Genomic DNA, 22,131 nt, shown 5'->3' with positions numbered 1-22,131 from the left:
ACCCCTCAGACCTCGAAACAGGCGACCATGCGCTCGTGCTTCAGTTCGAGGAGCGGGCGCTCGTCCCGGCAATGGGGCTTGACGATCGGGCAGCGCGGATTGAAGGCGCAGCCAGCCGGCGGAGAGAAGGGCGATGGCAGTTCGCCCTGCAAGACGATGCGCTCGCGCTTGCGGTCGGGATCGGCCTGCGGCGTCGCCGACATCAGTGCTCTCGTGTAGGGGTGCTGCGGCGCCGAGAACAGGGCCTCGCGCTTGCCCATCTCGACCGCCCGCCCCAGATACATCACCATCACGTCGTCGGCGATGTGGCGCACCACCGACAGATCATGACTGATGAAGATGTAAGCGAGCTTGAATTCCTGCTGCAGCTCGGCAAGCAGGTTGAGTACTTGCGCGCGCACCGAGACGTCCAGCGCGGAGACCGGTTCGTCCAGCACCAGGATCTTCGGCCTGAGCATCAGGGCCCTGGCGATGGCGATGCGCTGGCGCTGGCCACCGGAAAACATGTGCGGATAGCGCATCGCCTGCTCGGGACGAAGGCCCACCCGCTTCATCATGGCAATGGCCGCCTCGCGCCGTTCTCCCGAGCTCAACTTGGTGTTGACCAGCAAGGGCTCCTCCAGTGCCTGCGCAATGGTCTGGCGCGGATTGAGAGAGCCGAAGGGGTTCTGGAACACGATCTGGATTTCGCGACGCAAGGTTTTGCGCTGTGCCGCCGTCGCGAGCTTCACATCGATGCCGCCAATGGTCAGCGAACCGGCGCTGGGCTGCTCGATCATGGTGAGGAGGCGCGCGAGAGTCGACTTGCCGCAGCCCGATTCGCCCACCACCGCCAGCGTCTTGCCGGCATCGAGCGTGAAGCTCACGCCCGCGAGCGCCTTCACGGTGGCCTTGCCGCCGAACATGCCGCGCTTGACTTCATAGGAGCGCACGAGATCCCGTGCGTCGACGAGAACTGTCACGATACGGCCTCCATGCGGGCCGTCTTGCCACCAGTCAGCGGGTGGATGCACAGGGCCTCGTTATATTCGATGCCGGCTCGCTTCGGCGGTGCCGCACGGCATTCATCGGTGACATAGGAACAGCGCGGCGAGAACAGGCAGCCGCGCGGGCGGTCATACTGCCCCGGCACGACGCCGGGAATGGACGGCAGCATCTGCGACGTCGCCCGCTCGGGCAGGGCGGCCAGCAGGGCAGACGTATAAGGATGGCGCGGCGTATGGAACAAGGCGGCGGTCTTGGCCCTCTCGACCTGCTGGCCGGCATATTGCACGATCACGCGCTCGGCCGTCTCGGCAACCACGCCCATATCGTGGGTGATCAGCACCACCGCCATGCCACGCTCGTCGCGCAGCTTGACCAGGAGGTCGAGGATCTGGGCCTGAATGGTCACATCGAGCGCCGTGGTCGGCTCGTCCGCGATCAGGAGCTTGGGATTGCAGGAGATCGCCATGGCGATCATCACGCGCTGGCTCATGCCCCCCGACATCTGATGCGGAAAGGCCGACAAGCGGCGCGCAGGATCGGTGATGCCGACGTCCTTTAGCAATTCCACCGACCGTTCCTGCGCCTCGCGCCGGGACATCGGCAGATGGGCGCGAATGGCTTCGGCGAGCTGGAAGCCCACCGTGAAGCACGGATTGAGCGAGGTCATTGGCTCCTGGAAGATCATCGCCATGTCGCGGCCGATGATCTTGCGCCGTTCGCGCGCTGAGATCTTCTGCAGGTCCAGGCCGTTGAAGGCCAGCTTGTCGGCGGTGATGCGGGCCGTCTTCGGCAGGAGCCCCATCAGCGCCAGCATGGCCACCGACTTGCCGGATCCCGACTCACCGACGATGGAAACGATCTCGCCGGGGTCGATCGAGAGCGAGACGCTGTCGACCGCCCGGAAGAAGCCGTGCTTGACCTGGAATTCGACCGCGAGATTGGAGATTTCGAGCAGCGCCATGTCTAGCCTCGCTTCAACTTGGGATCGAGCGCATCGCGCAGGCCGTCGCCGAACAAATTGATGGCGACCACGGTGATCAGAATGCACACGCCCGGCGCGATGGCGAGCCAGGGTGCGCTCTGGATGTCCTGACGCACGTCGGAAAGCATGGCGCCCCATTCGGGTATCGGGGGTTGTGCGCCCATGCCGAGAAAGCCCAGTGCCGCTGCCTGCAGAATAGCATCGGAGACGCCCAATGTCGCCTGCACGATCAGCGGCGCCATGCAATTGGGCAGGATGGTGCGGAACAGCAATCGGGGTGGCTTGACCCCGACGACCGTGGCGGCCGTGACATAGTCCTTCGACAATTCGCCGAGGGCGGCCGCTCTGACGATGCGTACGTAACGCGGCAGGAACACGATGGTGATGGCCGCGACCGTCGGTCCCAGTCCCGGCTGCAGAATGGCGACGATCACCATGGAGAGCACCAGATCCGGGATCGACATGATCATGTCCATCAGCCGCATCAGGACGAAATCGAACCAGCCGCCCAGATAGGCCGCGATGAGCCCGAGCACCACGCCGAGCAGCATCGAGACCAGCATCACGGTCAGGCCGATACCGAGCGAGTAGCGTGCGCCGTAGATCAGGCGGGACAGCACGTCACGGCCGCCGGTCTTGTCGGTGCCGAGGATGAAATCCCAGCTGCCGCCCTCGACCCAGGCAGGTGGCTGGCCGACATGGCCGGGATGGCCGGCGTCCGGCCAGCCGGGTGCATTGTAGGGTGCGTAGGGCGCCAGGAAATCGGCGAAGACGGCAACCAGTACCACCAGGACCAGGATGACGAGGCCCGCGACGGCGCCCTTGTTGTGCTTGAGAGAGTCCCAGATCTCGGCGAGGGCCGAGGGCGGCTTGGCCGAGCGGACTACGGCCGAAGCATGCGTATCAGCGGCCATGGCGAATCCTCGGATTGATGACGCCGTAGAGCAGGTCCACGAAGAGATTGATGAAGGTGACGAGGATGGCGATGATCAGGATGCCGCCCTGGAGCGCCGGATAATCGCGGCGCGAGAAGGAATCGATCAGCCACTTGCCGACACCGGGCCAGGAGAACACCGATTCCGTCTGCACCGCGCCGGCGAACAGCATGCCGATCATCAGGCCGACCACGGTGACGATCGGGATCATGGCATTGCGCAGGGCATGCAGGCCGATCACCCGCAGGGGCGACAGCCCCTTGGCCCTGGCCGTACGGACATAATCCTCGTTCAGCACTTCCAGCATGGCCGAGCGCGTGATGCGCATGATCACCGCCAGCGGGATGGTGCCGAGCACGATGGCAGGCAGGATGAGATGCTGCAGCGCCGACCAGACGGCCCCCTCCTGGTCGGACCAGAAGGCATCCCAGATCATGAAGCCGGTAGTGGTTTCCTCATCGAAATAGAACATCGTGTCGATGCGCCCGCCGACCGGCGTCAGATCGAGCTTGAGGGAAACCAACAGGATCAGAAGGATGCCGAACCAGAAGATCGGCATGGAATTGCCGAGCACGGCAAGGGCGGTGGCGATGTAGTCGGCGAACTTGCCACGCTGGAGAGCAGCGAGGATGCCGAAGGGAATGCCGAGGCAGACGGCGAAAATCATGGCCGCGACGGCCAGTTCCACCGTGGCGGGAAAGAGCGTGAAGAACTCAGTCAGCACCGGCCTCTGGGTGACGAGGGAGGTACCGAAATCGCCGTGCAGGAGCTTCCACAGATAACGGCCGAACTGCTCATAGACAGGTTGGTCGAGACCGAGTTGATGACGAAATTCGGCTAAGCGCTCGGGCGAAATACCTCTTTCGCCCACACGCACTTCGACCGGGTCGCCTGGAACCATTCGAATGGCGAAGAACGCCAGAGCGACCAACGCGATGAAGGTCGGAATGGTCATGGCGACACGCTTGAGCAGGAAGGTCAGCATGGGCGCTCGCGGGTCAGCAGTAGAAAACAGGATACAAAAAGGCTGCCGGGCCGATGAAGACCTGGCAGCCTGAGAGTGCGATTACTTCTTCAAGTCGGTATCGAAGAATTCGAAGCGGCCGAGCGGCGAGGGCTTGAAGCCTTCGACATTCTTGCGAACGGGCGTGTAGACCACCGTATGGGCGATGTTCAGATACGGAACTTCGTCATGGGCGATCTGCAGCATCTCCTGGTAGAGCTTGGTGCGCTCGGCCTTGTCGAAGCTGGCGCGGGCCTTCTCCAGACGTTCCTGGTGATCCTTGTTGCACCAGCGCGGATAGTTCTGCGAGACGGGCTTCTTCTTCTCGATATCGCAGGCGAACAGGAAGAAGAAATTGTCGGGATCGCCATTGTCGCCGGTCCAGCCCATCTGAGGCAGCGAGGCTTCGGCGTTCTGGAGGCGCTTGCGGTAATCACCCCATTCATAGGTGACGAGCTTGGCGTTGACGCCGATCTTGGCGAGATCGGCCTGCATCAGCTCGCCCATGCGCTTGCCGTTGGGATTATAGGGCCGGTAGACCGGCATGTACCACAGGTCGATATCGATCGGGGTCTTCACCCCGGCATCGGCCAGCAGCTTCTTGGAAGCCTCGGGGTCATAGCCATATTCGGGGATCTTGTCGTTGTAGCCCAGCATGAAGGAGGGGATCAGCGTGGTCGAGGGCTTGCCGCTGCCTTCATAGACGTCCGAGAGGATGGCCTTCAGGTTGATCGCCTTGGCCAGAGCCAGACGCACTTCCTTCTTGTCCAGCGGGGGCTTCTCCGTGTTGAAGGAGAAGTACATGTCGTTCAGGCCTTCATTGGTCAGGACCTTGATGTCCTTGTTGGCCTCCATCGCCTTGAGGTCGGACGGGTTGGGGCCGACCATCACCTGGCATTCGTTCTTCTGCAGCTTGGCATAGCGGGCGGCGGCATCCGGCGTGATCGCGTAGACAAGCTGGTCGATCTTGACCTTGGTGCCCCAATATTGGGGGAAGGCCTTGTAGCGGATGACCGCGTCCTTCTGATAGGCGACGAACTGGAACGCGCCGGTGCCGACTGGCTCCTGGTCAAACTTCTCGGGCGTGCCGGCCTTGAGCAGGTAGTCGGCATATTCGGCCGACTGGATGGTCGCGAAGTCCATGCCGAGATTGGCCATGAAGGGCGCGTTCGGTTTGGTCAGCGTCATCTTGACCGTATAGTCGTCGACCTTCTCGATCGTTTTCAACAACTCCGGCATCGCCATGTCGTTGAAGTAGTCGTAAGCGCCGCCCGAAACCTTGTGATAGGGGTTGTCATCCTTCCACTGCCGGTTGAAGGAGAACAGAACGTCATCGGCGTTGAAATCCCGCGTCGGCTTGAAGCCCTTCCAGGAGTGGAACTTCACGCCCTTGCGCAGGTGGAAGACGATCTCGGTGCCGTCCTTGGAGACATCCCACTTCTCGGCAAGGCCGGGCCGGAGATCGGTGGTGCCGGGCGTAAATTCCACGAGCTGGTTGTAGACCGGTCGGGCGGCATCGAGCGAAGTGCCGGTGGTGTTCAAGGCCGGGGTGAAGTTCTCGGGGCTTCCCTCCGAGCAATAGACCAGCGTCTTGGTCGCGGCCATTGCCGTCGTTCCCAGCAACGCGGCAAAGCCGGCCGCCAGAAGGCCTGTCTTCAGCAGTTTTGACATTTGTTCCCCACTGTCATGGTGCATTGTTCCGTCCGCTTCCGAGCGAACGCAAACGCCGAACGGGCATTCAGGGCGTGCCGTCCTTATGGTTTCTGGCCAGACAAGGGCGTTTCGAGCCGAGGAGAAGAAGTTCGAGGACGCAAGCCTTCCGGCTTGTTACGCCCGCCACAGGCGAGGCCCATGACTGAAACGACCTGCTCATCGGCCAAAGCCGCAGCGCCGCCAAAGGCGGTGAGGCAACGAATGGCTTTCTGCAGCGTCGCTCCGCTCACCAGGGATGCATATCCTGGTTGCGATGCGCCTCCCGTCCGGCCATTTCCGGCCTCATCTAGCTCCAAACCATACTCGACGTTACGCCCCTTGCCCAGTTGGCGCGTATGGAAGCCTTTTTATGCGTTTTCGGCAATCGGAATCTGACATTTTCGTGGCGTTTGTAATTTTTGTATCAGGAAGCGCCAACGAAAAACCCCGCGGCAATTCCACGGGGCTTTTCTGTATCATAAAGTTACCCAAGCGGGCGGCGCGGCGGACGCGCCGAAGCAAGAATCAGGCGGATTTCACAAAGAGGTCGAGTTTCTTGTAGTGCTCGGCGAGGAGATAATAGACCGTCACGCGCGATTTCGAATGGTCCGCCTTGAGCTTCTCGATCACCGCGGCAATCGCTGCATCAAGCTTGTCGTCGGCATCCGTCAGGGCGAGCTTCTTCTTCAGGAAGCTGTCACGAACGCGGGCAAGTTCGGTGGGATCCTTGCCAGCAACGAGCGAAGAGTCGCGATTACGCAGAGCAATGCCAAGATGCTTCACGATGCCGGCAGCAGCGGCTTCGTTCACACTGGACGTGTATTTCTTGATATCAGCGACGTAGGTAGCCAGATCAGACATCGGCGTGCATTCCTCCTGGATCACGATGCATCGGACACAGTTATTTGCTGGTCGAAACAAGCGTGGAATATTAGGGCATGATTTGCCCAAAGGCGCTACCGCAAAGTGCAACTTTCCCTACGGAAGGCGCACAGAAATGCACCCAGAAGGCACTCAGCGCCGTTTTTCCTCGATCGCATCCCAGATCTGGGCAGCCAGATCCGGGCCACCGAGCCGCTTGATCGCCCGCAAGCCCGTCGGCGAAGTCACGTTGATCTCGGTAAGATGGCCGTCGATCACATCGATACCTGTGAACAGCAACCCCTTGTCACGCAGCGTCGGCCCGATTCGCTCGCAAATCTCGAGTTCGCGCGGAGACAGGTCCGTCGGCTTGGCCGCACCGCCACGCACCATGTTGGAACGGATGTCGCCCGGCTGCGGCACCCGGTTGACGGCGCCCGCCGCGACCCCGTCGACCAGGATGATGCGCTTGTCGCCCTCGGAGACCTTGGGCAGGAAGTGCTGCACCACCCAGGGCTCACGCGACAGCGAGGCGAAGAGATCGTAGAGCGAGCCGAAATTCGGGTCCTGCCGCGCCACCTTGAACACGGCCGCACCGCCATTGCCGTAAAGCGGCTTCATCACCACGTCGCCATGCTCGGCCCGGAAGGCCTCGATCTCGGCTCGGTCGCGGGTGATCAGCGTCGCCGGCATCAGGTCCGGAAACTCGGTGACCAGGATCTTCTCGGGCGCGTTGCGCACGTGGAAGGGGTCGTTCACCACCAGCGTCTTGGGATGGATGCGCTCGAGCATGTGGGTGGTGGTGACATAGGCCATGTCGAAGGGCGGATCCTGGCGCAGCAGCACCACGTCGAAGCTGGAGAGATCGGTGCGGCTCTCGGCGCCGGCCGTGACGTGGTCGCCCTCGACATCCTGCACGGTGACAGGCCTGACCTGCGCAGAGACGATGCCATCCCGCTGGGACAGCGTATCGGGCGTGTAGACGGCGAGCGAATGGCCGCGCGCCTGTGCCTCCAGCATCAGGGCGAAAGTGGAATCCCCCTTGATGTTGATGCGCTCGATCGGATCCATCTGCACGGCAACATTGAGCTTCATCAGGCAGTTCCTCGGAATTCCAGGGCGTATCGAAAAGGACTGCTAGTTAGATAGCGCTCAACGCCGCGTCGCAACAGAAGCCGAGGGGATCACGACAAAAAAAGAGGCGCGCTGGCGCGCGCCCTACTGTGCCTTGGACGCGTCGCCGACATAGCCGGCAATCAAGGTCTGGCCGCTGGCCTCGTCGCGCAAGGCGAACAGGAAAGGCTTGTCGGCGACGAAGGAGAGTTCCGGTTTGTCGGCAAGGCTGCGGGAGGTGATGGCGGTGGCCGCTGCCGCCTCTGTGCCCTTCTCGTCGACGGCGATCACGACCTTCTGGATGATCTCGTCGATCTTCTGCGGCTTGGCCGAGAACTGACGCAGCGCATCCGGCGCTCCGGCGGCCGGATCGAGCCCGAGGCTGTCCAGGCTTGCCCTCAAGTCACCACCGGCCTTGATGGCGAGGCGCGGCAGGGCGACGGTACCGGCTGTCTCCGTGAAGCCCTCACCCGTCAACCAGCTCGAGACTTCCGAGAAATCCGCGAGGCCGGCCGGCTTGTCGGTGGTGGTGATCAGAATCAGCGCATAGCCCTTGGTGCGGTAGGGCAGGGAAACACCGACGAAGCGTCCGTCCTGGCGGGCGAGCCGGGGCGCCGAGCCGGAATGCATCATCGCCACCTTGGCCGCGCCGCCCTCGGCCCGGTGGAAATCGGCCTCGCCAGTCTGGGCGGGATCGAAGGCCATGCGCCACTCGTCCTTGAAATGAAGGGCATTGAGCAGGACGAGGCCGCCCTTGTGCAGGGGATTGTCGATGAGGCTGGGGATGAGCCCGCGCGTGCGCTCCTTGACCAGGGCGTTGATGGCGTCGCGCGTCGCCGGGCTGGCGAGATCGGTGACCTCGACCATCGCGCCCGCCTGCTTCAACTTCGTCACGGCGGCCGGCTTGGGATCCGCCTCCCGGTCGAAATAAATAGCGCCGATGCCGGTCAGCGGGCTGTCGGGTTTGCCGCCCGCGATCAGGGGCGACAGGGCCTGGCGCTGTTTCGTGAAATCACCGGCCTTGCCTTCCAGCCGCAGCGTCTTGAGCAGCGCGGCATGCAGCTTCGGGCTGGCACCGAGATCGAGCAGCGAGAAGGCGGCAGCCAGGCTGGCCGGGGAGACCACCAGATTGGGCTCGCTCGCTGCTGTCTTGCCGAGCGTGGCGAGCAGATCGAAGCCGAAACGGGCGGAGGCCTGCGAAATGGCGTTCGGGGGAGATTTTGCCTTCTCGGCCTTGGCATCAACCGGCTTGGCATCGGCTGATTTGGACTTCGACGCGGCCTGGGCCTGCCATGGCAAGGCGGCCAGCAAGCCGAGGATCATCAAGGCTCTCCTCGAAACTGCAAACTCTGCGCGGCGGCCCATGCCCCATCCTCCTCGACGGGCCCCGGAGCAAAGCGCGTCTCGACGGAAACGCTTGTTTGCTCCAGCCCCCTGTTTCGGCGCGTCGTTGCGATTCTTGCCGAATTCCGTCAAATCGCAAAACACTCTCGCGCCCGGTTCCTAACCCCAGATAAACATGATGCCATGGACGCGCTGTATCGCAGAGCACCTTTCTGCGTGAATGCACCGCACAATACGGGCTTTCCCCGCACCCGCCACCCCGCTATAAGGCTGCCCCTTGGGGGTTATGGTCATGGCTCGACTATCGAAGCCAGCCATGCCCCTGGAGCAAAGGGCGTTTAGACGAAAACGCTTGTTTGCTCTCACTCTTTAGTTAGACGCGTCTTTGCGATTCTTGGCGATTCCGCTAAATCGCAAAACGCTTTGAGCAAATTCCCCGAGGCCCATTCATGGCTCTCATCGGGAAACTCTGCTTAGTCGTTGTATCGCCCATGCCGAAGGTCGCCACCGTCTTTCGGCACAAGGTTCTAGCGGGGTCAGCCATGCGCAGTGCGTCGATCGAGCGCGTCACCAATGAAACGTCGGTGTCCGCAACCGTCGAACTCGACGGCACCGGCAAGCACGACATCGCCACCGGTGTCGGCTTCTTCGACCATATGCTCGACCAGCTCGCCCGCCATTCGCTGATCGACATCAGCGTGCGTACCAAGGGCGACCTGCATATCGACGACCACCATGCCGTCGAGGATACCGGCATTGCCCTGGGGCAGGCCATCCGCAAGGCGCTGGGCGACCTGAAGGGCGTCACGCGTTATGCCGATGCCTATCTGCCGATGGACGAGACGCTGACGCGCGCCGCCATCGACATATCTGGCCGCCCCTTCCTGGTGTTCAAGGTCGATTTCCCGCGCGAGAAGATCGGCACCTTCGATACCGAACTGGTGCGCGAATGGTTCCAGGCCTTCGCCATGAATGCCGGCATCACGCTGCATGTCGAAACGCTCTATGGCAGCAATGCCCATCACATCGCCGAAAGCTGCTTCAAGGCGCTCGCTCGAGCCCTGAAGTCGGCTATTGCCATTGACCCACGCCTGGAAGGCCAATTGCCGACCACCAAGGGCAAGCTCGGAGGCTGAGACGATGCCGAGCTGGTTCGTGTTCGAGCCTGCCAAGACCGCTCCCGGCACGCTGGCGGCGGCCGACAAATCCGTCTTCGTCAAGGATGGTTTCAGCCTCGGCGCCTTCCTCGTCACGCCGGTCTGGCTGTTGTGGCGCAAGATGTGGCTGGTGTTCCTGGCCTGGCTGGCGCTGCAGGTGGCGCTCGCCGTGCTGACAACGATGCTGTCGCTGGACCAGCGCGCAGCCGGGATCGTCTCGCTGCTGGTCAGCCTGTGCTTCGCCCTTGAAGCGAATGCCCTGCGCAGTTGGACCATGCGCCGGCAGGGCTGGCGCTTTGCCGGCATCGCATCCGGCCAGAGCCTCGACGAGGCCGAACAACGCCATTTCGAGGGACGGTCCATCGCCTCCCCGAACCCGCCAGCATCAGGCCAGGTGCTGCCTGGCCATGAATTCCCCGGCCCCTGGTCGTCAGCCCTCGGCCAGAGCAGCGGTTCGCCGGGCGTGCTCGGCGTCTTTCCCGAACCGCATGGAACAAAGCCTTGATCGCAACCATCATCGACTATGGCTCGGGCAATCTGCACTCGGCCCGCAAGGCCTTCGAGCGCGCCGCGAGCGAAGCCGGGCTGGCCGTCGCCATCGAGGTGACCAATGATCCCGAACGGGTTGCCAGCGCCGATCATGTCGTGTTGCCGGGCGTGGGCGCCTATGCCGACTGCAAGCGTGGCCTCACCGCCATATCCGGCATGATCGAGGCTCTCGGCCATGCCGTCACCGTCAAGGGCCGCCCGTTCCTCGGCATCTGCGTCGGCATGCAGCTGATGGCCGAGCGCGGGCTCGAATTCGAGACCACACAGGGCCTTGGCTGGATCGGCGGCGACGTCAAAGCCATCCAGCCTGCAAATCCAACCCTCAAAGTGCCGCATATGGGCTGGAACACGCTGTCGGTCCGGCGGGAGCATGCGCTCCTCGCCGGCATCCCGACCGGTCCTTCCGGCCTGCACGCCTATTTCGTCCATTCCTATCATCTGGCGGCAGCCGATCCGGCCGATGTGATCGCCGAGGCCGATTATGGCGGCCCGGTCACGGCCATGGTCGGCCGCGCCAACATGGTGGGAACCCAGTTTCATCCCGAGAAGAGCCAGGCTCTCGGCCTGGCTTTGATCGCCAACTTCCTAGCGTGGCGCCCGTGATCCTCTTTCCCGCAATCGATCTCAAGGAAGGGCGCTGCGTGCGCCTCATCCAGGGCGACATGGCCCAGGCCACCGTCTTCAACGACGATCCGGCCGAACAGGCGATCGCCTTCGAGGACATGGGCTTTTCCCATCTCCACGTCGTCGACCTCGACGGTGCCTTCGCCGGCAAGCCGATGAACTCGGCCGCCGTGGAGCGCATCCTCGCCGCCTGCACCATGAAGGTGCAACTCGGCGGCGGCATCCGCGACATGCGCACGGTGGCCGCCTGGCTCGACAAGGGCATCGCGCGCGTGATCATCGGCACGGCTGCCGTACGCGATCCCACCTTCGTCAAGGAAGCCGCCAAGGCCTTTCCGGGGCAGATCGCCGTGGGCCTCGACGCACGCGACGGCCTCGTCGCGGTCGAGGGTTGGGCCGAGGTCTCCACAGTGACCGCCGAGGAAATCGCCAAGCGTTTCGAGGATGCGGGTGTATCAGCCATCATCTACACCAACATCGCCCGGGACGGCATGCTCAAGGGCATCGACTGGGACGGCACCCTGGCTCTGGCCCGGGCAGTCTCGATCCCGGTGATCGCCTCGGGCGGTCTTGCCTCCATTGCCGATGTCGAACGCCTGGTCCAGCCCGATGCCGCCCTGCTGGAAGGCGCCATCGCCGGGCGCGCCCTCTATGACCACCGCCTGGACCCGCAGGAAGCCCTCGCTTTGCTGAGCAGGGTGGCCTGACGTGCCAGCGAAGCACGTGATTTTCCTCTATAATTCTGTCATGGTGCCGGCAACGGCCCGCAGTCCCGGTCAAGAAGGTCGATGCTCAAAGCCCGCGTGATCCCCTGCCTCGACGTCAAGGACGGCCGTGTCGTCAAGGGCGTGAATTTCGTCGATCTCATTGATGCCGGCGATCCGGTCGAGAGCGCGCGTGCCTATGACGCCGCCGGCGCCGACGAATTGTGCTTCCTCGACATCGCCGCCACCCATGAGAACCGCGGCCTGCTGCTCGATGTGATCAGCAGGACCGCGGAGGCCTGCTTCATGCCGCTCACCGTCGGCGGCGGCGTGCGCGCGGTCGAGGATATCCGCCAGCTCCTGCTCGCCGGTGCCGACAAGGTCTCGATCAATTCGGCCGCCGTGGCCGACAGGCAATTCGTCGCCCGCGCGGCCGAGAAGTTCGGCCAGCAATGCATCGTCGTCGCCATCGACGCCAAAAGAGTTTCTGCCGAAGGCGAGGCGCCCCGCTGGGAGATCTTCACCCATGGCGGGCGCCGCCCGACCGGCATCGACGCCATCGCCTTTGCCGAGGACGTGGTGCGGCTGGGCGCCGGCGAATTGCTGCTCACCTCCATGGACCGCGACGGCACCAAGATCGGCTTCGATCTCGATCTCACCCGCGCCGTCGCCGACAGGGTCGGCGTGCCGGTGATCGCCTCGGGCGGTGTGGGAACGCTCGAACATCTGGTCGAGGGCGTGCGCGACGGCCATGCCAGCGCGGTCCTCGCCGCCTCGATCTTCCATTTCGGTACCTTCTCGATCCGCGAGGCCAAGACCTATATGGCCAAGGCGGGCCTGCCGATGCGCCTTGATGGACAAGTGGGGAATTCGATCGGAGACGATCGCATTCCCAACATGACTCAAAATAAGGAGACGCGTTTTGCGATCTAACCAGATCGCAAAACGCTATTGCGGCATGAGCTTTTCGCTGAACGATCTCGAAGCCCGGGTGGCGGAGCGCGCCAAGGCGCCGCCGGAGCAGTCCTGGACGGCCAAGCTGCTGGCGGGCGGGCCGCCGCGTGCCGCCAAGAAGTTCGGAGAGGAGGCAGTGGAGTTCGTGATCGCCCTCACCGAAGGCGATGAAGGCCCGATCGTCTCGGAGGCCGCAGACGTGCTTTATCATCTGCTCGTTGGCCTCAAGGCACGCGACATCCCGCTGGCGTCGGTCCTGCAGGAACTCGAGCGGCGCACCGGGCAATCAGGCCTTGCCGAAAAAGCGGCCCGTCCGAAGTGACGCCAATCAATTGAGGGGGCAGGCAAACGCCATGGATCAACTCGTGAAGTCGCCGGTCTCCCCCTATTCGGTATTCACTCGCAGCGAGTGGGCCAAGCTGAGGGCCGACACACCCATGACCTTGACGGCGGCCGAGCTCGACCGCCTGCGCGCCCTCAACGACCCGGTCTCGCTGACCGACGTCGAGGAAATCTACCTGCCGCTGTCGCGCCTGCTTTCGCTCTATGTCGCGGCGACGCAGGGCCTGCATCGCGCAACCCAGCGCTTTCTCGGCACCCGCGACGGCAAGGTGCCCTATCTGATCGGCGTGGCAGGCTCGGTCGCGGTCGGCAAATCGACCACCGCCCGCGTGCTGCGCCAATTGCTGACGCGCTGGCCGAACACGCCGAAGGTCGACCTGATCACCACCGACGGATTCCTGTTTCCGAATGCCTTCCTGCGCGAGCACGGGCTGATGGAGCGCAAGGGCTTTCCGGAAAGCTACGACACCCAGCGCCTCCTGCGCTTCCTGGCCGACATCAAGGCGGGCCAGGGCAAGGTCACGGCGCCGGTCTATTCCCATCTCGTCTACGACGTGGTGCCGGGCGAGATCGTCACGGTGGACCAGCCCGACATCCTGATCGTCGAAGGGCTCAACGTCTTGCAGCCGGCTCGCCTTCCCCGCGACGGCAAGGCGATCCCCTTCACCTCCGACTTCTTTGACTTCGCCGTCTACCTCGACGCCGAGGTACCGCTGCTCAGGCGCTGGTATGTCGAGCGTTTCATGACCCTGCGCGAGACGGCCTTCCGCAACCCGCTCTCCTTCTTCCACAAATATGCCGACCTGACCGAGGCCGAAGCCCTGGAGACGGCACTTGGCCTGTGGAGCCGTATCAACCAGCCCAATTTGATCGAGAACATCCTGCCGACCCGCCCGCGCGCCGATCTGATCCTGCGCAAGGGCGACAGCCACGACATCGAGCAGGTTTCGCTCCGGAAGTTGTGAGCCCGAGGATAGTCTCAGGGCGCCCGGGCTCCGGCCCTCTCGGTGAGAAAGGTCGCCAGGGCCGCAAGACCGAAAGCCGCGCCTACCGCGCAGATGCCGGGCCAGCCGGCCGCGATCCAGGCCACGCCCGACAGACCCGATCCCACCGACGTGCCGATGAAAAACAGGCCGGTGAACAGGCCGTTGATGCGCCCGCGCGCCTCCGGCTGCAGCAGGTTGATGGCGCGGCGCCCCAGAGTCTGGTCGCAGACGACGCCGAGGTCGAGCAGGATGGCGGCGGTGGCCAGCACCGCCAGGGCGACGGGCGACGAAGGCGGCGATGCACTGCGGGTCATCAGATCGCCGCCGATCTCGGCCAAGGCCATGGCGCAGATCACGGCGCAATGAGCGAGCAGAGTGGCGCAGCGCGTCCGGCCCCGGTCCCCGGCCCGTCCGGCCAGCGGCGCCACCACGGCACCGGCCGCACCCGCCAGCGCAAACAGGGCTATCCCCGTCTGGCCAAGCCCGAAGGGCGCCTCGGCAAGGCGCAACGCCACCGAGGTCCAGAACACGCCGAACGCCCCCATGCACAAAGCCTGATAAAGCGCCCGCCGCTGCAGCACCGGTTCCTGTCGCAGGATCGTCCACAATGAGCCTATAAGGCCGAGATAGCCGACGCCACCGGCCGGCCGGCGGCGGGGGATGATGAAGGCCAGGCTCGCCGCCAGCAGGGCCACCAGGATGGCAAGGCCGCCATAGAACCAGCGCCAGCCCGCGATCTCCGCCACGAGGCTGGCGGACGGTCGTGAGACCAGGATGCCGAACATCAGGCCACTCATCACATTGCCGACCACCCGGCCGCGCTGGCTCGCCGGGCTCAATTGCGCCGCCGCAGGCACCAGCATCTGGATGGCGCTCGCCGTCAGCCCCGCGACATAGCAGGCGCCGAGGAAAAGAGCCGGCGTCGGCGCGCAGGCGACCGCAGCCAGGGCCAGCACGTCGACGGCCAGGGTCGCCACGATCAGCGCCCGGTTCTCGACGATGTCGGTGAGCGGCACCAACAGAAACAGGCCGCTGGCATACCCCAGCAAGGTGAGCGTGGTGACGAGCCCGGCTTCGGCGGCATCGAGGCCGAAGGCCGGGCCGATCAGGCCGATGAGAGGCTGCGAGGCAAACAGGCCGAGAACGACGATGGCGACAGCAGACGCGAACAGCAGGGTCAGGCCGGCGGACAGGCCGTCAACCGGCTCGGCGGGCGCCTGCGCCATTCCGGCGGTCGAGGTGGAGGGCATGATGCTCTTTCCCAATGAGAAAATCGGGTCGCAGTTTGCATCCGTCCGATTAAGGTGATAATCGCTATTATTCTTGAATAATTATTCCTTTATTCGTGATAATATGGCGAGCCTTGAGCAATATGAAGCCTTTGTCGAAACGGTCGAGCGCGGCAGCCTGACGGCAGCGGCACATCATCTCAACCGCTCGCTGCAGGCGGTAAGCCGGGCGATCGCCGCACTCGAGGCGGAATTGGGCGTCGAGCTCATCCGGCGCACCACGCGTCGCCTGCAGACGACGCCGACCGGGATGCTCCTGCGCGAGCGGCTGCGCGCAGCCCTGAAGGACATCGACGATGCCCGCTCGCAGGCCCAGCGCGAGGGGCAGCGCATCGCCGGCCTGTTCCGCATCAGTGCCTCGATCCATTTCGCCGCGCAATTCGTCGTGCCGACCGCCGTGGCCTTCGCCCAGCGTTATCCGGAGGTCGAGATCGAGTTCGTGCTGGACGACGCCTTCTCCCATCTCATCGAAGAACGCCTGGACGTGGCGATCCGGGTCGGCGATCTCGGCGCTGCCAGCCTGCGGTCGCGCAAGATCACCCAGTTGCGCCGCGTGGTGGTGGCCGCGCCGGCCTATCTGATGCAGCATGGCCGGCCGCGCCTGCCGGCCGAGCTTGCCGCCCACCGCTGCGTCATCCGCACCATCGGGCCGGAGGGCGATTCCTGGCCGTTCATGATCGGGGACCGGCTCGTGCGCATCCCGGTCAAAGGCGCGATGAAATGCAACGATGCCGCCGCGGCCAATGCAGCCGTCGCCCTCGGGGCCGGTATCGGCATCGCCCCGCTCTGGCAGGTACGACGGGAAATCGACGATGGTCGCCTGGAAGTGCTGCTCCCCGACTACGAGCCGCCGCCGACGCCGGTGAGCGCCGTGTGGCCCGCCCAGGCCGGCACGCCGGCCCGAACCCGCCTTTTCGTCGAGATGCTCGCCCACCGGCTGACGGGCGAGCGGATCTGAGAAAGATGCTCTCGATGATGGGCTGCGTTCCCCATCCTGCGGATGGACGAAGCCCCCTGGTTCCGCCATGATCCCGGCAATTCTGGAACCAACGCCAGATTCCCGGCAGTCATTGGGAGCGCTTCATGGAGACCAGCACCGGCACGGCAGCCGTTCATCGTCCGCTCGACCTCGATCCGAAGCGGGCGGGACGCCTCGATCGGGCGCATTATGGCGTCATCGACATCGGCTCCAATTCGGTCCGCCTGGTGGTCTACGACCAGCTTGGCCGCGCCCCATTGCCGCGCTTCAATGAAAAATCGCTCTGTCGTCTCGGTGAAGGGCTGGCCCAGACCGGCCTGATCTCCGTCGAGGGATTCCAGCGGACGGTCGAGGCCGTACGACGTTTTCGCGCCGTGGCCGATGCCATGGGCGTGGCGCGCCTGGATGCCACCGCGACGGAGGCGGTGCGCCGGGCCGAGAACGGCAAGGATCTGGTCGAGGCCATTCGCGCGGAGGCGGGCGTCGATGTCCGCATCCTCAGCGGCGCCGAGGAGGCGAGGTTTGCGGCGCTTGGCGTGATCTCCGGCTTTCACCGGCCCGTCGGCATCGTCGGCGACATGGGTGGGGGCAGCCTGGAGTTGGCCGCCGCCCTGGATGACCGGGTCGGCGAGGACTGGGTCAGCTTCCCCCTGGGAGCCCTGCCGGTCGAGGCGCTGATGCAGGGCCCGGACGATGCGAAACGGCGGATCGATGCACTGCTGAAGGAGAAAACGCCCGCCTCCTTCCTGAAACAGCCGATCTTCTTTGCCGTCGGTGGGGGATGGCGGACACTCGCCAAGGCCCATATGGCACTGAATGCGGCGCCGGTTCCCGTGGTGCATGGCTATCGCATCCCGGCGACCGAGGCCCGGGCCATTGCCAAGACGCTGCTGCGCCTGCCCCTGGCCAAGATCGCTGAATTGCCGGGCATATCGCGTCGGCGCGCGCGAACCATGCCTGCCGCCGCCTTGGTTCTGGACCGCGTGCTCAAATATCTGGCGCCGGACGAGGTGGTATTCTCGGCCCTCGGCCTGAGGGAAGGCTGGCTCTACTCGCAGCTCGACGCCGAGGAGCGCTATCTCGATCCCTTGGTCGAAGGCGCCCAGCTGATCGGGCTGCCGGGTTCGCGCGTGCCAGACTTTCCTCCCGCTCTGGTTGCCTGGACCGCCGGGCTGTTCCCGGACGAGAGTCCGGCCGAAAAGCGCCTGCGCGTGACCTTGTGTGCGCTCTCGGACCTCGGCTGGCGCGACCATCCCGACATACGGGCGGAAGAAAGCCACCGCCGCGTGCTGCAATTTCCCTTCATCGGCCTGGATCACGCCGAGCGGGCCTTTCTCGCCGTCGCGCTTCACGCCCGTCACGCCGGCCGGCTCGATGCGCCCTATCTCGCCGGGGCCTTGAAGTTGCTGTCCCCGGCGGATCGTCGCCGCGCCGAGATCCTTGGACGGGCTTTGCTGGTGGCCTACCGCTTGTCCGGCGGCACGCCGGCCGTGCTGGCCAATTCACGCCTCTCCATCGGCTCCAACCGCCTCCGCCTGGAAGTCGGCCGTTCGGCCCGCGTGCCGGACAGCGAAGCGGTGAGCGAGCGCCTGTCCCTGCTGGCCGCCGCGGCCGGGGTCAAGTTCTCGGAGATCACCGAACTCGCCCAAGAGGGTTGATCGGCTTCGCCAGGCGTCTCACTTCAAGGTTCTTGTTCCGATAGATCACAATTCTTGACTGGCTCGCGGCTGGTCGCTGTGGGAGAAAATCCCTCGAAGGCGCAGAGGGTAGCGAATTCCAGCTCCGAAGGAGCGCCTCCCACGCTTGTCTTGTTGCACCGGCTGACTATAGTCGCGCGCGATTTTCGTCGCCGGGTTCCCTGCCCGGTGCCATCCCAACCCGAAGGCTCTTTGATGTCTCAATCCGTCAAGAAGGTGGTGCTCGCCTATTCCGGTGGCCTCGACACCTCGATCATCCTGAAATGGCTGCAGACGACCTATAAGTGCGAGGTCGTCACCTTCACCGCCGATCTCGGCCAGGGCGAGGAATTGGAGCCGGCGCGCCAGAAGGCGCTGCTGCTCGGCATCAAGCCTGAGAACATCTACATCGAGGACCTGCGCGAGGAATTCGTGCGCGACTATGTCTTCCCGATGTTTCGTGCCAATGCCCAATATGAAGGCGTCTATCTGCTCGGCACCTCGATCGCCCGCCCGCTGATCGCCAAGAAGCAGATCGAGATCGCCGAGAAGACCGGCGCCGACGCCGTCTGCCATGGCGCCACCGGCAAGGGCAACGACCAGGTGCGCTTCGAGCTCGGCTACTACGCCCTCAAGCCCGACGTCACCATCATCGCCCCCTGGCGCGAATGGGACCTGCGCTCGCGCGAACAATTGATCAAGTTCGCCGAGGAGCACCAGATCCCGATCGCCAAGGACAAGCGCGGCGAGGCGCCCTTCTCGGTCGACGCCAACTTGCTGCACTGCTCCTCCGAGGGCAAGGTGCTGGAGGATCCGGCGATCGAGGTGCCCGATTACGTCTATTCGCGCACGGTCAATCCGGAAGATGCGCCGGACACCCCTACCGTCATCACCATCGACTTCGAGAAGGGCGACGCCGTCGCCATCGACGGCGTGAAGATGAGCCCGGCCACCCTGCTCGCCAAGCTCAACGAGCTCGGCCGCATCAACGGCATCGGCCGGCTGGATCTCGTCGAGAACCGCTTCGTCGGCATGAAGTCGCGCGGCATGTACGAGACGCCCGGCGGCACCATCCTGCTGCCGGCCCACCGTGCCATCGAGAGCATCACGCTCGACCGCGGCGCAGCGCATCTCAAAGATGAGCTGATGCCGAAATATGCCGAGCTCATCTACAATGGCTTCTGGTTCTCGCCCGAGCGCGAAATGCTGCAGGCCCTGATCGACAAGAGCCAGGAAGCGGTGACGGGCTCGGTGCGCCTCAAGCTCTACAAGGGCGGCGTGCATGTCATCGGCCGTGAGAGCCCCAACTCGCTCTACAGCCAGGACCTCGTCACCTTCGAGGAAGGCGCCGTGGCCTATGACCACCGCGACGCCGCCGGCTTCATCAAGCTCAACGCCCTGCGCCTGCGCACCCTCGGCAGCCGCAAACGCAAGCTGGGCGTCTGATCCGGTTCGCATCAAGTTTGAAATTGCTCACTGCCCTTCCCCACCCAGGGAAGGGCTTTTTATTTGTCAAAGCGCTTCAGATCGACAGCATCCAAGCCCAGCGGAACGATAGCGTGTTAACTTTGATGCATTGCAGCAAATAATTTCTGCGCCGCAAGATGAACCCTTGAAGTAAAATGAGTCCCTTTCTTTCGATCACCCCGACAAATGCTCTGTGATGATACGATCTCATATCAAAGATCGCATTGATTAATCGTAATACAATTGCAATGATCGTGCCTGTTGGTCCTCCAGAGACCGGAACACGAGCAAGGCACCCCCATGATCAGGAAATTCGTCTTGGCTGTTGCCGGCGCGATATTGGCGCTGGCTGCCTCTCTCCCGATGGCGCAAGCCGGCCCGAAGACATTCTACTGGATATCCCATGGCGGTCCGGCCGACCCGGTGTGGACCTATTTCCTGGCGGGCGCCAAGCAATGGGCCAGTGACACCGGCAACACGGTCAACACCTCCTTCCACAATGGCGACGTCGCCTCCCATCAGGAAGCCGTGCGCGCGGCGATCGCGGCGGGCGCCGCCGGCATCGTCACCACCAGCCCCGATCCCGGCAGCCTGATCAAGGTGGTCGAGGAAGCCAACGCCAAGAAGATCCCGATCATCAATTTCAACACGCCCGACCCCCAAGCCAAGTTCGGTGCCTATGTCGGCGGCGACAACGTCAAATTTGGCGCGGCCTGGGCCCAATATCTGGTCGACAAGAAGCTGGTGAAGGCTGGCGATTTCGTTTGGATGCCGGTGGAGATCCCCGGCGCCACCTATGGCGTGCAGGAGGAGCAGGGCATTTCCAGCGTGTTTAAGCCGCTCGGCATCACCTGGGAGATCACCGAGGCCACGCTCGACCAGGCCGAAGTCATCTCGCGCATGACCGACTACCTCACCACCAACCGCAAGAAGATCAAGGCGATCATCGGCCTGGGAGATCTCGTCACCGGCAGCATCAAACGAGTGTTCGACCAGGTCGGCGTCAAGCCCGGCGAGATCCCGGTCGTCGGTTGGGGCAATTCGCTCGACACCACCCAGGAAGTGCTGAACGGCTATGTCAGCGCCGCCCAATGGCAGGATCCGCAGGCGACCAGCTATATCGCTCTGTCGATGGCGGCCATGGCCTCCAGCGGCATCCGCCCCGGCTTCAACGTCATCACCGGCGCGCTCTACGAGAAGGATGCCGCCCAGCAATATGACGACATCCTGAGCGGCAAGAAATAGGGCATTCACAGGCGCGGACGGCCGGGAATGGCTGTCCAGCGCGGTGGCCTCTTTTGATATCGTAGGAGACACGGACCGTTGTCATGCCCGGGCCTGACCCGGGCATCCAGGAGGCCGGGCCACCGCCTGCGCGGCAGGTTGGATTGCCGGGTCAAGCCCGGCAATGACAAATGTCGAGCCAATCTCAATATCATCACACCGCCCCCGAAGCGCCCCTTCCGCATCCGCCTCCATCACCCGCCAAGGAATTCTCGTGGAACAACGCTCCCTGCTCCAGCGCGCGATCGCCCGGCCCGAATTCGGCCCCTTCGTGCTCCTGGTCATCGAACTCGCCATCTTCGGCGGCATCAACCCCGACTTCCTCTCCCCGGACAATCTCAGCAACATTCTGGCCTTCACCGTCGAGCTCGGCCTGATCGCTTTGGCGATGACGCTGCTGATGACCTCGGGCGAGTTCGATCTCTCGGTCGGCTCGCTCTTCGGCTTCTCGCCGGTGCTGATGTGGACGCTGTTCAACAGCGGTGCGACCCCGCTATGGGTAGCCTTCCTCGTCGCGCTCGTCGTCGCGGCGCTGATCGGCTGGGTGAACGGCCTCTTCGTCACCAGGCTGAAGATCCCCTCCTTCCTGGTGACGCTCGGCATGCTCCTGGTGGTGCGCGGCACGGCCCTCTTCGTCACCAACGGCTTTCCCCAGCGCACCTGGAATGCGGGCGACCAGCCACTCGCCGACATCCTGGTCGGCACCTTCTATATCGGCGGCTTTCGCGTCTACATGTCCCTGCTCTGGTTCGCCATCGCGGCCGTCGTGCTCGGCTATGTCCTGACCAAGACCAAATACGGCAACTGGATCCAGGCGGCGGGCGGCAATCCCAATGCGGCGCGGGCGCGCGGCGTCAATGTCGATGCCACCAAGGTCTGGCTCTTCATCCTGTGCTCGGTGCTCTCGGCCTTTGCCGGCATCATCTCATCGATCCGGACCGCCTCGGCCAATCCCAATTCGGGCACGGGCTATGAATTGGAGGTGATCGCCATGGTGGTGATCGGCGGCACCGCGCTCACCGGCGGCCGGGGCACCATCATCGGCACCGTGCTCGGCATCTTCATCCTGCGCGTGATGCGCAACGGCATCGTGCTGATCGGCGTGCCGGGTCTGGCCTACAACATCTTCATCGGCGCGATCATCTTAGGCATGATGGCGCTGCATTCATGGCTCGACCGCCGGCACCAGGAAGGGAGATGAGC

The 22,131-nt window shown here is 63.9% G+C and carries 21 protein-coding genes; 12 read left to right on the top strand and 9 right to left on the bottom strand.

Features of this window, described 5'->3' with window-relative positions:
• Positions 1-5 precede the first annotated feature (5 nt).
• The 8 genes from ACZYTC_RS21285 to ACZYTC_RS21250 form a co-directional block, all read right to left on the bottom strand.
• A complete protein-coding gene (locus ACZYTC_RS21285; RefSeq protein ID WP_434958522.1) occupies positions 6-962 on the bottom strand; it encodes a dipeptide ABC transporter ATP-binding protein in 957 nt (318 codons plus the stop codon).
• The gene (locus ACZYTC_RS21280; protein WP_434958523.1) at positions 959-1,948 is read right to left on the bottom strand and encodes an ABC transporter ATP-binding protein; all 990 of its coding nucleotides are present in this window, start codon (positions 1,946-1,948) and stop codon (positions 959-961) included. The genes ACZYTC_RS21285 and ACZYTC_RS21280 overlap by 4 nt, the downstream gene beginning before the upstream one ends.
• A gap of 2 nt (positions 1,949-1,950) precedes the next feature.
• Complete coding sequence (locus tag ACZYTC_RS21275; protein WP_434958524.1) at positions 1,951-2,883, bottom strand: ABC transporter permease; 933 nt, start codon at positions 2,881-2,883, stop codon at positions 1,951-1,953.
• Positions 2,873-3,889, bottom strand: coding sequence for an ABC transporter permease subunit (locus tag ACZYTC_RS21270; protein WP_434958525.1), 1,017 nt, complete (start codon positions 3,887-3,889; stop codon positions 2,873-2,875). Before ACZYTC_RS21270 ends, ACZYTC_RS21275 begins: the two co-directional genes overlap by 11 nt.
• An 81-nt stretch (positions 3,890-3,970) precedes the next feature.
• On the bottom strand, positions 3,971-5,578 hold the full coding sequence (locus tag ACZYTC_RS21265; protein ID WP_434958526.1) for an ABC transporter substrate-binding protein: 1,608 nt from the start codon (positions 5,576-5,578) through the stop codon (positions 3,971-3,973).
• Positions 5,579-6,124: 546 nt separating this feature from the next.
• Positions 6,125-6,451: a DUF2853 family protein gene (locus ACZYTC_RS21260; RefSeq protein WP_434959719.1), complete on the bottom strand. Its 327-nt coding sequence runs from the start codon at positions 6,449-6,451 to the stop codon at positions 6,125-6,127.
• Between the two features lie 162 nt (positions 6,452-6,613).
• The gene (gshB, locus tag ACZYTC_RS21255) at positions 6,614-7,555 is read right to left on the bottom strand and encodes a glutathione synthase (RefSeq protein WP_434958527.1); all 942 of its coding nucleotides are present in this window, start codon (positions 7,553-7,555) and stop codon (positions 6,614-6,616) included.
• Positions 7,556-7,678: 123 nt separating this feature from the next.
• The gene (locus tag ACZYTC_RS21250) at positions 7,679-8,896 is read right to left on the bottom strand and encodes a serpin family protein (RefSeq protein ID WP_434958528.1); all 1,218 of its coding nucleotides are present in this window, start codon (positions 8,894-8,896) and stop codon (positions 7,679-7,681) included.
• Positions 8,897-9,459: 563 nt separating this feature from the next.
• Between ACZYTC_RS21250 and hisB the strand changes: the two genes are divergently transcribed.
• The 7 genes from hisB (at position 9,460) to coaA (ending at position 14,212) form a co-directional block, all read left to right on the top strand.
• Complete coding sequence (hisB, locus tag ACZYTC_RS21245; protein WP_434958529.1) at positions 9,460-10,053, top strand: imidazoleglycerol-phosphate dehydratase HisB; 594 nt, start codon at positions 9,460-9,462, stop codon at positions 10,051-10,053.
• Between the two features lie 4 nt (positions 10,054-10,057).
• Positions 10,058-10,579, top strand: coding sequence for a DUF2628 domain-containing protein (locus ACZYTC_RS21240; protein WP_434958530.1), 522 nt, complete (start codon positions 10,058-10,060; stop codon positions 10,577-10,579).
• Complete coding sequence (hisH, locus tag ACZYTC_RS21235) at positions 10,576-11,226, top strand: imidazole glycerol phosphate synthase subunit HisH (protein ID WP_434958531.1); 651 nt, start codon at positions 10,576-10,578, stop codon at positions 11,224-11,226. Before ACZYTC_RS21240 ends, hisH begins: the two co-directional genes overlap by 4 nt.
• The gene (gene hisA / locus ACZYTC_RS21230) at positions 11,214-11,954 is read left to right on the top strand and encodes a 1-(5-phosphoribosyl)-5-[(5-phosphoribosylamino)methylideneamino]imidazole-4-carboxamide isomerase (protein ID WP_434958532.1); all 741 of its coding nucleotides are present in this window, start codon (positions 11,214-11,216) and stop codon (positions 11,952-11,954) included. The genes hisH and hisA overlap by 13 nt, the downstream gene beginning before the upstream one ends.
• 81 nt (positions 11,955-12,035) lie before the next feature.
• Positions 12,036-12,884, top strand: coding sequence for an imidazole glycerol phosphate synthase subunit HisF (hisF, locus tag ACZYTC_RS21225; RefSeq protein WP_441771013.1), 849 nt, complete (start codon positions 12,036-12,038; stop codon positions 12,882-12,884).
• Positions 12,885-12,909: 25 nt separating this feature from the next.
• On the top strand, positions 12,910-13,227 hold the full coding sequence (locus ACZYTC_RS21220) for a phosphoribosyl-ATP diphosphatase (RefSeq protein WP_434959720.1): 318 nt from the start codon (positions 12,910-12,912) through the stop codon (positions 13,225-13,227).
• Positions 13,228-13,258: 31 nt separating this feature from the next.
• Complete coding sequence (gene coaA, locus ACZYTC_RS21215; protein ID WP_434958534.1) at positions 13,259-14,212, top strand: type I pantothenate kinase; 954 nt, start codon at positions 13,259-13,261, stop codon at positions 14,210-14,212.
• 14 nt (positions 14,213-14,226) lie between these two features.
• Here coaA and ACZYTC_RS21210 read toward each other — a convergent pair whose 3' ends face one another.
• Complete coding sequence (locus ACZYTC_RS21210) at positions 14,227-15,483, bottom strand: MFS transporter (protein ID WP_488990471.1); 1,257 nt, start codon at positions 15,481-15,483, stop codon at positions 14,227-14,229.
• 103 nt (positions 15,484-15,586) lie between these two features.
• On the opposite strand from ACZYTC_RS21210, the gene ACZYTC_RS21205 reads away from it, so the two are divergent.
• The 5 genes from ACZYTC_RS21205 (at position 15,587) to ACZYTC_RS21185 (ending at position 22,129) form a co-directional block, all read left to right on the top strand.
• Positions 15,587-16,480: a LysR family transcriptional regulator gene (locus tag ACZYTC_RS21205; protein WP_434958536.1), complete on the top strand. Its 894-nt coding sequence runs from the start codon at positions 15,587-15,589 to the stop codon at positions 16,478-16,480.
• A gap of 125 nt (positions 16,481-16,605) precedes the next feature.
• A complete protein-coding gene (locus ACZYTC_RS21200; RefSeq protein ID WP_488990470.1) occupies positions 16,606-18,159 on the top strand; it encodes a Ppx/GppA phosphatase family protein in 1,554 nt (517 codons plus the stop codon).
• Between the two features lie 234 nt (positions 18,160-18,393).
• On the top strand, positions 18,394-19,623 hold the full coding sequence (locus ACZYTC_RS21195; RefSeq protein ID WP_441771008.1) for an argininosuccinate synthase: 1,230 nt from the start codon (positions 18,394-18,396) through the stop codon (positions 19,621-19,623).
• 384 nt (positions 19,624-20,007) lie between these two features.
• Complete coding sequence (locus ACZYTC_RS21190; protein WP_488990650.1) at positions 20,008-20,889, top strand: substrate-binding domain-containing protein; 882 nt, start codon at positions 20,008-20,010, stop codon at positions 20,887-20,889.
• 253 nt (positions 20,890-21,142) lie between these two features.
• The gene (locus ACZYTC_RS21185) at positions 21,143-22,129 is read left to right on the top strand and encodes an ABC transporter permease (protein ID WP_441771007.1); all 987 of its coding nucleotides are present in this window, start codon (positions 21,143-21,145) and stop codon (positions 22,127-22,129) included.
• Positions 22,130-22,131: the final 2 nt, after the last annotated feature.

The organism is Labrys sp. F242, assembly GCF_057813875.1.
This window is presented reverse-complemented; position numbering and strand designations above follow the sequence as displayed.

Excerpts from the sequence above, each read along its gene's own strand:
- ACZYTC_RS21205 (WP_434958536.1), top strand. The coding sequence starts at position 15,587 with ATGGCGAGCCTTGAGCAATATGAAGCCTTTGTCGAAACGGTCGAGCGC.
- ACZYTC_RS21195 (WP_441771008.1), top strand. The coding sequence starts at position 18,394 with ATGTCTCAATCCGTCAAGAAGGTGGTGCTCGCCTATTCCGGTGGCCTC.
- ACZYTC_RS21200 (WP_488990470.1), top strand. The coding sequence starts at position 16,606 with ATGGAGACCAGCACCGGCACGGCAGCCGTTCATCGTCCGCTCGACCTC.
- hisB (WP_434958529.1), top strand. The coding sequence starts at position 9,460 with ATGCGCAGTGCGTCGATCGAGCGCGTCACCAATGAAACGTCGGTGTCC.
- ACZYTC_RS21240 (WP_434958530.1), top strand. The coding sequence starts at position 10,058 with ATGCCGAGCTGGTTCGTGTTCGAGCCTGCCAAGACCGCTCCCGGCACG.
- ACZYTC_RS21275 (WP_434958524.1), bottom strand. The coding sequence starts at position 2,883 with ATGGCCGCTGATACGCATGCTTCGGCCGTAGTCCGCTCGGCCAAGCCG.
- ACZYTC_RS21220 (WP_434959720.1), top strand. The coding sequence starts at position 12,910 with ATGAGCTTTTCGCTGAACGATCTCGAAGCCCGGGTGGCGGAGCGCGCC.
- gshB (WP_434958527.1), bottom strand. The coding sequence starts at position 7,555 with ATGAAGCTCAATGTTGCCGTGCAGATGGATCCGATCGAGCGCATCAAC.
- ACZYTC_RS21265 (WP_434958526.1), bottom strand. The coding sequence starts at position 5,578 with ATGTCAAAACTGCTGAAGACAGGCCTTCTGGCGGCCGGCTTTGCCGCG.
- ACZYTC_RS21190 (WP_488990650.1), top strand. The coding sequence starts at position 20,008 with ATGGCGCAAGCCGGCCCGAAGACATTCTACTGGATATCCCATGGCGGT.
- coaA (WP_434958534.1), top strand. The coding sequence starts at position 13,259 with ATGGATCAACTCGTGAAGTCGCCGGTCTCCCCCTATTCGGTATTCACT.
- ACZYTC_RS21210 (WP_488990471.1), bottom strand. The coding sequence starts at position 15,483 with ATGCCCTCCACCTCGACCGCCGGAATGGCGCAGGCGCCCGCCGAGCCG.
- ACZYTC_RS21280 (WP_434958523.1), bottom strand. The coding sequence starts at position 1,948 with ATGGCGCTGCTCGAAATCTCCAATCTCGCGGTCGAATTCCAGGTCAAG.
- ACZYTC_RS21270 (WP_434958525.1), bottom strand. The coding sequence starts at position 3,889 with ATGCTGACCTTCCTGCTCAAGCGTGTCGCCATGACCATTCCGACCTTC.
- hisF (WP_441771013.1), top strand. The coding sequence starts at position 12,036 with ATGCTCAAAGCCCGCGTGATCCCCTGCCTCGACGTCAAGGACGGCCGT.
- ACZYTC_RS21250 (WP_434958528.1), bottom strand. The coding sequence starts at position 8,896 with ATGATCCTCGGCTTGCTGGCCGCCTTGCCATGGCAGGCCCAGGCCGCG.